The sequence below is a fragment of the Alsobacter sp. genome (assembly GCF_059501845.1).
In genome coordinates this window covers 63,465-75,367 of record NZ_JCACDK010000012.1, presented here as the reverse complement: position 1 = coordinate 75,367, position 11,903 = coordinate 63,465, and the positions used below count along the sequence as shown (strand labels likewise).

The 11,903-nt window shown below is 67.3% G+C and carries 11 protein-coding genes; 5 read left to right on the top strand and 6 right to left on the bottom strand.

The genetic code is table 11. The features are described 5' to 3' along the window. Window positions 1–151 precede the first annotated feature (151 nt). Entirely contained in the window at window positions 152–739 is a 588-nt protein-coding gene (locus tag AC5JCN_RS10690) for a L,D-transpeptidase (RefSeq protein WP_495755035.1), read from the bottom strand. Window positions 740–952: 213 nt separating this feature from the next. On the opposite strand from AC5JCN_RS10690, the gene AC5JCN_RS10685 reads away from it, so the two are divergent. Then, window positions 953–1,885 (top strand): histone deacetylase family protein, encoded by a 933-nt coding sequence (locus AC5JCN_RS10685; protein ID WP_495755034.1) that lies wholly within the window; start codon window positions 953–955, stop codon window positions 1,883–1,885. Window positions 1,886–1,929: 44 nt separating this feature from the next. Here the strand turns inward: AC5JCN_RS10685 and ribB are convergent, their stop codons facing one another. The 4 genes from ribB to fabI form a co-directional block, all read right to left on the bottom strand. Further along, on the bottom strand, window positions 1,930–3,216 hold the full coding sequence (gene ribB, locus AC5JCN_RS10680) for a 3,4-dihydroxy-2-butanone-4-phosphate synthase (RefSeq protein WP_495755033.1): 1,287 nt from the start codon (window positions 3,214–3,216) through the stop codon (window positions 1,930–1,932). Window positions 3,217–3,309: 93 nt separating this feature from the next. Next, complete coding sequence (gene aroC, locus AC5JCN_RS10675) at window positions 3,310–4,410, bottom strand: chorismate synthase (protein ID WP_495755032.1); 1,101 nt, start codon at window positions 4,408–4,410, stop codon at window positions 3,310–3,312. A 70-nt stretch (window positions 4,411–4,480) separates the two neighbouring features. Continuing rightward, the gene (locus AC5JCN_RS10670) at window positions 4,481–5,068 is read right to left on the bottom strand and encodes a histidine phosphatase family protein (protein WP_495755031.1); all 588 of its coding nucleotides are present in this window, start codon (window positions 5,066–5,068) and stop codon (window positions 4,481–4,483) included. Between the two features lie 4 nt (window positions 5,069–5,072). Next, window positions 5,073–5,903, bottom strand: a complete 831-nt coding sequence (gene fabI / locus AC5JCN_RS10665) for an enoyl-ACP reductase FabI (protein ID WP_495755030.1) — start codon at window positions 5,901–5,903, stop codon at window positions 5,073–5,075. 178 nt (window positions 5,904–6,081) lie between these two features. Between fabI and AC5JCN_RS10660 the strand changes: the two genes are divergently transcribed. The 4 genes from AC5JCN_RS10660 to AC5JCN_RS10645 all read left to right on the top strand — a co-directional run bounded on the left by AC5JCN_RS10660 (window position 6,082) and on the right by AC5JCN_RS10645 (window position 10,253). Next, entirely contained in the window at window positions 6,082–6,561 is a 480-nt protein-coding gene (locus tag AC5JCN_RS10660) for an RNA polymerase sigma factor (protein ID WP_495755029.1), read from the top strand. Next, a complete protein-coding gene (locus tag AC5JCN_RS10655; protein ID WP_495755028.1) occupies window positions 6,558–7,376 on the top strand; it encodes an anti-sigma factor family protein in 819 nt (272 codons plus the stop codon). The genes AC5JCN_RS10660 and AC5JCN_RS10655 overlap by 4 nt, the downstream gene beginning before the upstream one ends. 93 nt (window positions 7,377–7,469) lie before the next feature. Next, window positions 7,470–9,464, top strand: coding sequence for a potassium transporter Kup (locus AC5JCN_RS10650; RefSeq protein WP_495755027.1), 1,995 nt, complete (start codon window positions 7,470–7,472; stop codon window positions 9,462–9,464). 174 nt (window positions 9,465–9,638) lie between these two features. Then, complete coding sequence (locus AC5JCN_RS10645) at window positions 9,639–10,253, top strand: transglutaminase-like cysteine peptidase (RefSeq protein ID WP_495755026.1); 615 nt, start codon at window positions 9,639–9,641, stop codon at window positions 10,251–10,253. 30 nt (window positions 10,254–10,283) lie between these two features. Here the strand turns inward: AC5JCN_RS10645 and AC5JCN_RS10640 are convergent, their stop codons facing one another. Next, window positions 10,284–11,897 carry a GMC family oxidoreductase gene (locus tag AC5JCN_RS10640; RefSeq protein WP_495755025.1) on the bottom strand — a complete coding sequence of 538 codons (1,614 nt, stop codon included), beginning with the start codon at window positions 11,895–11,897 and terminating at the stop codon, window positions 10,284–10,286. Window positions 11,898–11,903 lie beyond the last annotated feature (6 nt).

Below are 11,903 nucleotides of genomic sequence, written 5' to 3'. Positions count from 1 at the left end.
CCCCCGGCCCTCCCGGCCCCCCCCCCCCGCCCCCCGCCCGCCCCCCCCCACCGGTTCCACCCCCTAACCCCCCCCCGGGGCCGGGGGTGGGCCCCGCCGGGCGCCGCTTCCGTCAGGAGATGGCGGCGGCCGCGCGCGACCGCCCTGCCCTTCAAATGACGACGACCTTGGTTTCCACAGGGACCCGGTTGTAGAGGTCGATCACGTCGATGTTGCGCATCCTGATGCAGCCCGAGGAGGCCTGACGGCCGATCGACTCAGGCTCGTTGGTGCCGTGGATGCGGTAGAGCGTGTCCTTGCTGCCGTCGAAGAGGTAGAGCGCACGGGCACCCATCGGGTTCTCCGGGCCACCTTTCATCGGGTGGACGTGCGGCCAGCGCTTCACCATTTCCGCGGGGGGATTCCAGTCCGGCCACTCCGCCTTGCGCGCAATCCGGGCGGTTCCCGACCAGCCATAGGCCTCGTCACCGACCGCCACGCCATAGCGCAGGGCCTTGCCGCCGGGCTCCACGAGGTAGAGAAGGCGGGCCTTGGTGTCGACGATGATCGTGCCGGGCGGCTCATTCGTCTGATAGTCGACACGCCAGCGCTCGAAGACGCTGCCTGGATCGACATTGGGAACCATGGCGACGAGTTCAGCGTCCTTGGAGCTCAGCTGCGGCTCAGGCATAGCTTCGTACTTGCAGCTCGCCAGAACCACGGCAACAACCGCCAACAAAGCGCCTCTGAGAAACGTCATCTGATTATCCCGTCCAGCCTCCGCCTTATGGCGGCCCAACTCCTCATTGCTGGCCTTGGATGCGTCTCGTCAACAAAAGATTGTGCAAACTGGTTTGGTTGCACGCGCGCGTTGCCGCAGCGCCATGATCCGGGTCAACAATATCGTACCATTATTGGACGGTGGACGGACCCGCTGCTTGGGAAGAGTATGGACCAAAGCCGGGGGAACGCCGTGACAACCCTCTACATCTCGCATCCCTGCTACGTCAGGCACTTGACGCCGGCGGGGCATCCGGAACGGCCTGACCGCATGCGCGTGGTGGAGCGCAGTCTCGAACATGAGCGCTTCCAGGTCCTCGCGCGCGAGTTGGCGCCGGTTGCAACCGAAGAGAGCCTGATGCTCTGCCACCCGGAGGAGTATGTCCGCGATATCTTCGAGGCGTCGCCGTCCGAGGGCATCCTCCAGATCGATGCCGACACCTCCATGTCGCCCGGCACCCTGGAGGCGGCCCTGCGCGGTGCCGGAGCGGCCATCCTGGCCGTCGACGAGGTGATGCAGGGCAAGGTGTCCAACGCGTTCGTCGGCGCCCGGCCGCCGGGTCACCATGCCGAGCGCATGAAGGCGATGGGATTCTGCTTCTTCAACAACGCGGCGGTTGCGGCCCGACATGCACAGAAGGTCCACGGAGCCGAGCGCGTCGCCATCGTCGACTGGGACGTCCACCACGGCAACGGGACGCAGGACATCTTCTGGTCCGATCCCAGCGTCATGTACTGCTCGACGCACGAGATGCCGCTCTATCCCGGCACGGGCGCTCCCGGCGAGACCGGCGAGCACGGAAACATCGTCAATGTCCCCCTCAGGGCCGGCGACGGCGGCCCTGAATTCCGCGAGGCGTTCGAAGTCAGTATCCTGCCCCGCCTCGAGGCGCACCGGCCCGATCTCGTCATCATCTCGGCGGGCTTCGACGCCCATGTGCGAGACCCGCTCGCCAACATCAATCTCGTGGAGGCCGACTTCGCATGGGCCACCGCGCAGCTGATGGACATCGCTGACAAGAGCTGTGGCGGCCGGGTCGTCTCGCTGCTGGAGGGGGGCTACGACCTCGAGGGCCTGAGCCGCTCCGTCGCGGCCCATGTCGTGACGCTGATGAAGGGCGCCTGAGCCACCCTGCCCCGCTGCGCCCTCGCCAAGGCTGACAGCCGGTCCTAGCGTTCCAGCGGCTCGCTTCGCGCGATCTCGATGCCGAAGCCCCCGAGGCCGACATAGGAACGCTGAGACGAGGACAGGTTCACGATCGAGCTGACGCCGAGGTCCCGCAGGATCTGCGCCCCCAGCCCCACCTCGCGCCAGAGCTGCTGGCGCTGCGCTTCGGCGGACGAGCCACGGTCCACCGGTTGCAACGGGACGCCCGCCGTCCCGTCCCGGAGATAGACGATCACCCCGCGCCCGGCCTCCCGGCAGCGCGCCAGCGCGCTCTGGATGGATCGCCCGCCGCCGAAGACGTCTTCCACCACATGGGCGCGGTGCAGACGCGTCGGCACCTCGCGCCCATCGCCGACGCCACCGAGCACGAAGGCGAAATGCTGCACTGTGTCGAAGGGCGTGACGTAGGCGTAGCCGGTGAGCTCACCGAATTCGGTCCGAACGGGGAACGTCGCCACGCGCTCGACCAGCTTCTCGCGCGCCTGACGGTAGGCGATCAGGTCCGCCACGGAGATCCGCCTGAGATTGTGGGTCGTGGCAAAGGCCGTGATCTGGTCGCCCCGCATGACGGTCCCGTCGTCATTGGCGAGCTCGCAGATGACGCCCACCGCCGGAAGTCCCGCCATCTTGCAGAGATCGACGGCCGCCTCCGTGTGACCCGAGCGCATGAGCACGCCGCCGTCCTTGGCGATCAGGGGAAAGACGTGTCCCGGCCGGACGAAATCGGCTGCCCCCATATTGCCGTTGGCGAGCGCCCGCACCGTGTTGGAGCGCTGTTCGGCCGAGATGCCCGTGGTCAACCCGTGCCGCACGTCGACCGTAACCGTGAAGGCCGTGCCGAGAGGCGCGTCGTTGGCCGCGACCATCGGCTGCAAGTTGAGCCGGCGCGCCTCAGCCCCGGTCAGCGGGGTGCAGACGATGCCGCAGGTGTTCCGGATAATGAAGGCCATCTTCTCCGGCGTGCAGAGCGATGCCGCACAGACGAGGTCGCCTTCGTTTTCGCGATCGTCGTCATCGGTGACGATGACGATCTCCCCGCGGCGGAAAGCCTCGATGGCTTCGTTGACGGAATGGGACATGGCAGCGTCCTTTCGCGCGGCAGCGTCGAGAAAGTCGTTGGGGGTCACTGCGCCACCGGTCTCGCGCATGATCGTCGCAGCGGTCTCACGCGACATCCAGGCGGCCTGGTGGTTGCACAGCTGCGTGACCGCGGCGTTCGACAGCCCGATCCGCCGGGCGAAATCGGTCCGGGAAATTCTGTTCGAGCGCAGCCAGTCCGCGAGCCTCATGGTGAAAGGCTATGCCATTCTGAATTTCAGTAAAACTGAAATTCGCGGGCACAGCCGCAAGCGCAGATTTTCAGCTGTGCTTAAAGGTCTTTTTCAGGCGTCGAGTGGATCGCGCCCGGTCTGTCCGCGGTGGCGGAGAAGATGATCGGCGAGAACGCAGGCCATCATCGCCTCGCCGACCGGCACGGCCCGAATGCCGACGCAGGGATCATGGCGTCCCTTGGTAGAAACCTCGATCTCCTGCCCGGTGCTGTCGATGCTGAGGCGCGGCGTCAGGATCGAGGACGTCGGCTTCACCGCGAAACGCACCACCACCGGCTGGCCCGTCGAGATGCCGCCCAGAATACCGCCGGCATGGTTGGACAGGAACACGGGCCCCGCATTGCCGGCCCGCATCTCGTCGGCGTTGTCCTCGCCACGCAGCGCGGCCGAGGCGAAGCCCTCGCCGATCTCCACGCCCTTCACCGCGTTGATGCTCATCATCGCGGCCGCCAGATCAGAGTCGAGCTTGCCGTAGATCGGTGCGCCCCAGCCTGCGGGCACGCCCTCGGCGACGACCTCGATGACCGCGCCGACGGAAGATCCGTCCTTGCGGATGGCGTCAAGGTATCCCGCCCATTCGTCGGCGGCCTTGAAGTCGGGGCAGAAGAACGGGTTGCGGCCTACCTCGTCCCAGTCCCACCGCGACCTGTCGATCCCGTGCGGCCCGATCTGAACAAGCGCCCCCCGGATCGTGACACCCGGCATGATCCGGCGGGCGACTGCACCGGCAGCGACGCGCGCGGCGGTCTCGCGGGCGGAGGAACGCCCTCCCCCGCGGTAATCCCGGATGCCGTACTTCGCGTCATAGGTGAAGTCGGCGTGTCCCGGCCGGTAACTGGCCTTGATGTCTCCGTAGTCCTTCGAGCGCTGGTCGACGTTCTCGATCATCAGTCCGATCGGCGTGCCGGTCGTCACCTGCCGGCCCGCCTCGTCCTGGAACACGCCCGAGAGAATCCTGACCTCGTCCGGCTCGCGCCGCTGCGTGGTGAAGCGTGACTGGCCGGGCTTTCGCCTGTCGAGTTCGGCCTGGATATCCGCCGCGGTCAGCGGAACAAGCGGCGGGCAGCCATCGACGACGCAGCCCAGCGCCGGCCCGTGGCTTTCGCCGAAGGTCGTCACACGAAAGAGGTGGCCGAACGTGTTGTGGGACATGAGTGGATCCGCCGGAAACGCCCGGGTCTTACGGGCAAAGGGCGTTACCGGTCAAACAGTGCAGCGGGTCTCAGACCCAGCGGGCCTTGCCCTTGTCGAACACGATGACGCGGCCCTGCCAGATCTCGGCATTCGGAGCCTCAGTGCTCGAAAGACCGCAAACGAGGTACATCAGCACGCGGGCCACGCCGCCGTGCGACACCACGATGCATTCCTCGGTGAGCGAGTCCAGCCATGGCCGCATGCGTTCTGCCAGGCCGGCATAGCTCTCGCCCTCGGGCGGAACGAAGCGCCACTTGTCGCGCTCGCGGCCGCGGGCGAGCTCGGCCTCCGTGCGGCGGACCTCCTTCCAGGTCTTGCCTTCCCAGGCGCCGAAGGAGATCTCGACGAGGCGCGGGTCGAGGGCGTAGCCCTCGCGCGGCAGGCCTGCCGCCTCCCGGGCGATCTCGGCCGTCTCCCGGGTCCGCCCGAGCGGACTCACGAACCATGGCAGCCCGTGCGGGTCGGCGCCCGCCTTGGCGAGCTTGAGACCGGCCTCGGCCGCCTGGCCGCGTCCGTTGGCGTTGATGGGAATGTCGCGCTGTCCCTGCAGGCGGCCCTCGACGTTCCAGTCGGTTTCGCCGTGCCGGACGAAGTAGAAGCGCGGCCGCTCCGCCATGCGCTCAGGCCTTGTCGAGCGTGAGGTCCGGAGCTTCCGGGTTCTTCATGCCCACGACGTGGTAGCCGGCGTCGACGTGCATGACCTCGCCGGTCGTCCCGCGCCCGAGGTCCGAGCAGAGATAGACGGCGGCGTCGCCCACTTCCTCGATCGTCACGGTACGCCGCAGCGGTGCGTTGTACTCGTTCCACTTCAGGATGTAGCGGAAGTCACCGATTCCCGAGGCCGCCAGGGTCTTGATAGGACCGGCCGAGATGGCGTTGACGCGGATGTTCTGCGGGCCGAGATCGGCCGCGAGGTAGCGCACCGACGCTTCGAGGGCAGCCTTGGCGACACCCATGACGTTGTAGTGGGGCATCCACTTTTCGGCGCCGTAGTAGGTGAGCGTGATCATGGAGCCGCCCTCCGTCATAAGCTTTTCCGCGCGCTGCGCGACGGCCGTGAAGGAGTAGCAGGAGATCAGAAGCGACTTCGTGAAGTTCGCCTCGGACGTATCGACATAGCGTCCCGTCAGCTCGTCCTTATCCGAGAAGGCGATGCAATGGGCGACGAAGTCGAGCTTGCCCCAGAGCTTGCGTGCTTCCTCGAAGACGGCGTCGACCGTGGAAGGGTCCGTCACGTCGCAATGGCCCAGCACGGCGGCGCCGAGTTCGGCGGCGAGCGGGCGCACGCGCTTCTCCAGCGCCTCGCCCTGGAAGGTGAAGGCCAGCTCCGCTCCATGCTGGTGAAGCGCGCGGGCGATACCCCAGGCGATCGACCTGTTGTTGGCCACGCCCATGACGAGCCCGCGCTTGCCCGCCAGCAGCGACGATACCGGGGTTGTGGGGTCTGGCATCTGCGCTCCTGAACGATTCATGCGGCCCCCGGGCCCGCGTGGCGCATGAATAGCCGAAGGCGGTTGCCAGCGAAAGCGTCGTCTCGCCTCGCCTCCACACGCCTTTCCGGGTTCCTCCGGCGGCCGAAACAGCCTAGAGTGGCACTCCAACTTCCATCGGCCGCCCCTGCGGAAAACGATGTCCGAGTTTCGCGGATCGCTTGAACAGGAGATACCGAGGCTCAGGCGCGCGGCGCGCGCACTCGCGCCCGACCGCGAGGCCGCGGACGACCTCGTGCAGGAGGCGCTCCTGAGGGCCCTGCGCGACGACGGCACCGCCGCGCCCGGCTCGCTTCGTCTCCGGCTTCTGACTCACCTTCTCACTGCGGACCGAAATCGCCGGCGCACGCCGGGGCGGCGCGCCGGCGAACAGGCGGTCCCCGCCGCGCCACCACCGCCCGGGGCGGTGGGTGCGCTTCCGCGGCTCTCCGCCGAATACCGGGAGGTGATCGTGCTCGTGGTGCTTGAGCGCCTGTCGTACCTGGATTGCGCCGAGGTGCTGGGCGTCCCGGTCAGCATCGTCATGACCCGCCTCGCCCGGGCCCGCGGCCAAATGCGCGAGCTGGTCGAGGGCGTTCAGGTCACCTCCGGCGCCTCCTACCTGCGGATCGTGAAGTGACGGGCGGCCGTACCGTCGACCAGTCCGATCTTCACGCCTATGCCGACGGCCAGCTGCCGCCCGACAAGACCGAGGCGATGGCTCTCCACCTCGCCCATCACGCCGCCGACATGGCGGCCGTATCCGCCTGGGTGGCGCAGAACCGCGCCTTGCGTGACCTGTTCGACCCGACGCTCGAGGAGCCGCTGCCCCGGCGCCTCGCAGTGGCATGGCTCGACCGCCGCGTCGCCGTCGAGCGCATGGGCCGCCCCTCCGGCCTGGCGATCGTGGCGGCCGCATCCCTCGTGCTCGGAGTCACCCTCGGCGCCGGCGCTGCCTGGCTCGTCCTGGGGCAATCCTCGCCGCCGACATCCAGCCAGAGGAGCATCCCCGGTATGGTGGACGAAGCCGTGTCGGCCCACACGGTCTTCGCGGCAGATGAGGTGCGTCCCGTCGAACTCGGAGCCGCCGACGCCGCGGTGCTCGAGGCCTGGTTCGCCCGTCGTCTCGGGGCAGCGGTGGAATTACCTGATCTCTCCGGGTCCGGGTTCACGCTGCTCGGAGGTCGCCTCGTCTCGGGGCCGGACGGAGCCAGCGCGGTGGTGCTGTACCGAACCCCGGCGAACGCGAAGCTCTCCATTGTCGTATCGCGCGCCCCCGCGCAGGCCGACACCGAGCTTGCGGTCCGGCGCAGCGGGTCACTCCTCACCGCATGGTGGGTGCGGAACGGAACCGGCTTTGCGGTAACCGCCAGCCTGCCCGAGCCCGTCATCATGGCCGTCGCACAGGAAGTGAGGCGAGGCCAGCTGACCTCCTCTGGATCTTCCGCGCCGTGAGCCAGTTGGCCGCTGCACTGCGGATGGAATTGATGCAAAGCGGTGATATAAGCCGCCCGCGCCCGGTCGGCCGGGTCCAGAGTTAAGGCCATCATGGCGACCAGCGGCAACACTCACGACAGCACAGACAAGGTTGCGGAGGCAAAAGCACCCCGGAACGAGGCACATCCCGCCGCTCCGGCGACCGCCGGGCATGATGGGCATGGTCACGCCGACAAGCTCTTCGCTCTGACGCTGGGCAGTATCGGGGTCGTCTACGGCGATATCGGCACCAGCCCGCTCTACGCGTTTCGCGAGGCACTGCTGGCCGCTGCCGGTGCTCACCACGCGGAACCAGGCCACGTGGTCAACGTGCCGCGCGAGACCGTTCTCGGCGTGCTGTCGCTGATCGTCTGGTCACTCGTCCTCGTCGTCACCATCAAATACGTCATCATCCTGCTTCGCGCCGACAACAATGGCGAAGGCGGGACGCTGTCGCTGATGGCGCTCGCCCAGCGCGGCCTTGCGAAAGGCCGTGGCTCGGTGGTGATGCTCGGCATCATCGGTGCCGCCATGTTCTATGGCGACTCGGTGATCACGCCCGCCATTTCCGTGCTCTCGGCGGTTGAAGGCCTGAAACTCATCACGCCGGCTTTCGAGGAGTACGTGATCCCGGTCACGATCGCGATCCTGGTGCTGCTCTTCGCGGTCCAGAGCCGCGGCACGGCACGGGTGGCGACGTTCTTCGGACCGGTGATGGCGGTGTGGTTCCTGCTGCTCGCCGTCGGCGGACTGATGCACGTCTCGGATGATCCGGGCGTGATGCTGGCGCTCGATCCCAGCCATGGGCTCGCCTTCCTTCTAACCCACAAGCTGATTGGCCTCGTCACGCTGGGGGCCGTCTTCCTGGCCGTCACGGGCGGCGAGGCGCTCTACGCGGACCTCGGTCATTTCGGCCGAAAGCCCATCCAGATCGCCTGGCTCGGATTCGTCCTGCCGGCGCTCGTCATCAATTACTTCGGCCAGGGCGCACTGGTGCTCGCCCACCCCAACGTGGTGACAAACCCGTTCTTCCAGCTTTATCCCGACTGGGCGCTGATCCCCGTCGTAGCGATGGCGACTGCGGCCACCGTCATCGCCAGCCAGGCAGTGATCACCGGCGCCTTCTCCCTGACACGGCAGGCGGTGCAACTCGGCCTGCTGCCGCGCATCGACATCCGCTTCACGTCTGAGACGCACTCCGGGCAGATCTACATCCCGCGGATCAACTCCCTGCTGCTGATCGGCGTGCTGATTCTGGTGCTGCTGTTCCGCTCCTCCGGGGCGCTGGCCTCGGCCTACGGCATCGCCGTGACGACGACGATGGTGGTGGACGCGACACTGGCCTTCCTGGTGATCTGGCGCCTCTGGAAGTGGAACCCGTGGGCAGCCGCCGCACTGGTTCTGCCATTCCTGCTCATCGACGCGACGTTCTTCACCTCGAATCTGCTCAAGCTGTTCGACGGCGCATGGGCGCCCCTGGCCTTCGCGTCGTTCCTCATCCTGCTGATGGTCACGTGGAGGCGCGGTACCCGCATTCTCTCCGAGAAGACGCGGCGCTCGGAGGTGCCGCTCGACATGCTGGTGCGCAATCTCGAGAAGAAGCCGCCGCATCGCGTGCAGGGCACGGCCGTGTTCCTGACGAGCGACCCGGACTACGCCCCCACCGCGCTTCTCCACAATCTGAAGCACAACAAGATCCTGCACGAGAAGAACGTGATCCTGACCGTCTCGACGGCCGACACGCCGCGGGTACCGGAGGACGAGCGCGTGACGATCACGCCCGTCAGCGACCATTTCTCGCGGGTGAAGATCAAGTTCGGCTACATGGAAAGCCCCAACGTGCCACGTGGGCTCGCCATCGCACGCAAGCTCGGATGGACCTTCGACATCATGTCGACGTCGTTCTTCGTGTCGCGGCGATCCATCAAGCCGGCCGCCCAGTCGGGCATGCCGCTGTGGCAGGACAAGCTGTTCATCGCGCTCGCGAGAAATGCCAGCGACGCGACGGACTTCTTCCAGATCCCGACCGGACGCGTCGTGGAAGTCGGTACACAGGTGACGGTCTAGCGTCTGAGGCCTCCGGCCTTCGCATCGGTCAAGCTCCCGCCAAAAAACATCACCGGAAGCGTCGTCTTCGCCGCAACAGGGCGCGACAACGCGTCCCTGTCAGTGAAATACCCTATTGCCGGCACGCCTCGTGCTTGGAAGCCTGTGCCTTGCAGGATTTCCGGGAACCATCGCGTGACCAGGCTCGTTGTCGTCGCCGTTCTTCTCGCAGGGCTTACGGCCTTGGCCACGGGTGCCTCGGCGGGATTGCGCATCCCGCTGTCCTCCCCCGCGGAAACCGCGGGATCCACAGACGCGCCGCGCGGATGGCGGCAGTTCTGTCCCGATCGGCCGGCCGAGTGCAAAAAGGGTGACCCCGCCCGCATCGTGCTTGACGCCGCTGCCTGGGAGCTTCTGCGAAAGGTCAACGGGCAGGTGAACGAGACCATCCAGCAGGTGAAGGACTTCGACCACTGGGGCATCGAGGAAAGCTGGGACCTGCCGTTCGACGGCAAGGGTGATTGCGAGGACCTCGCGCTGGAGAAGCGGCACGAACTGGTCGCGGCCGGAATGCCGACCGGTGCGCTTCTGATGACCGTGGTTCGCGATCCGCAGGGCGGTGGTCACGCCGTGCTCACGGTGGTGACGAACCGGGGCGACTTCGTGCTCGACAATCTGACGTCGCGCATCAAACCCTGGCGCAGCACCGGCTATGGTTTCATCAAGCGCCAGTCGCCGGAGAACCCCAACGTCTGGCTGACCCTGCGCGACGATCCCGCTCCCGTGGCCGTGGCCGCCACGCAGCCCTGACCAGAGCGGACTGGCTCGCCCGGGGGAGCCCTACAGGTCGTTCGACGTCTCCCGGAGCGGCTCGCGGCCGCGCACGATGTCGGCCGCCTTTTCGCCGATCATCAGGGTGGGCGCGTTCGTGTTGGACGAGATCAGCAGCGGCATGATGGAGCTGTCACAGACGCGCAGTCCTTCCAGGCCGTGCACCCGGAGGTCGGTGCCGACCACGGCCTCCGGGCCGTTCCCCATGCGGCACGTGCCCGAGGGATGGTGGTCGGTCTTGCAGCTCCGGAACACGTAGGCGGCGAGGTCGTCCTCGGAGACGAGGTCTGGGCCCGGCTGACGCTCTGCCAGGACGAAAGGCTTTAGCGCGTGCTGCCGCATGACCTCGCGGGCCATGCGAAGGCCTTCCAGGGACATGGCGCGGTCATAAGGGTCGTCCCAGTAATTGGGATCGATGAGGGGCATGGCGGCGGGATCGGCCGAGGCGAGGCGCACGGTGCCGCGCGATCTCGGGCGGAGGAACGCCGTGTTCAGCGTCACGCCGGCGTTCTTCAGCTTGGCGACGCCCGCTTCGATCCCCGAGCCGAGCCCGAGATGAAACTGGATGTCGGGCGAGCGGGCCGAGCGGTCGGCGAACCAGAAGCCGCCTGTCTCGAAGAGGGTGGATGCGACAGGACCCTTGCGGGTGGTGAGGTACTGCAACCCCGCCAGCACCGTCCGGTCCAGCCGGGCGTAGCTGTCATAGGTGTGGTCGCCCGTGCATTCGCAGATGACGTAGACGTCGAGGTGGTCCTGCAGGTTGGATCCGACGCCGGGCAGGTCGTGCACCACGTCGACGCCCACCGCCCGGAGATGCTCGGCAGGGCCGATGCCAGACAGCATCAGCAGCCTCGGCGAGCCGATGGCGCCGGACGTCACCAGCACCTCTCGCTCGGCCCGCAGGGTTTCCCTCCCCCGGTCGGTGGCGATCTCGACACCAACTGCCCTGCCCTTCTCCACGAGCACCCGCAGGGCGGACGCGCCGGTCCGGACAGTGAGGTTCGTCCGGTTGCGGGCAGGCTTGAGGTATCCCGTCGCGGCGGAGGAGCGCCGCGCATCCTTGACGGTGACCTGGTAGTGGCCGATGCCCTCCTGCCGCCTGCCGTTGAAATCTGGGTTGTACGGGATCCCGTACTCCTGCGCCGCGCGCAGGAAGGCCTCGCTGATCGGCAGCGGGTTCACGGGCACCGAGACGCCGATCGGCCCGCCGCTGCCGTGATAGATGTCGGCGAATCGCTGGTTGTCCTCGGCCCGCCGGAAGTAGGGCAGCACGTCGCGATAGGACCACCCGGCGCAGCCCGCCTCGCTTTCCCAGGCGTCGTAGTCGAGCGCGTTGCCACGCGTGTAGACCTGCGCGTTGATGGACGATCCGCCACCCAGCACCTTGGCCTGCGTGTACCAGAGAACCCGATTGTCGAGGTGCCGCTGCGGCACAGTCGACCAGCCCCAGCTGCCGATGCCCTTGGTCATCTTGGCGAAGCCCGCGGGCATGTGGAACAGCGGGTGCCTGTCGGGCCCACCGGCCTCCAGCAGCAGCACGCGCAGGGAGGGATCTTCGGTGAGCCGCGCCGCCAGCGCGCATCCGGCCGGGCCTGCGCCCGTGATGATGTAGTCGTAGGACATGACCGC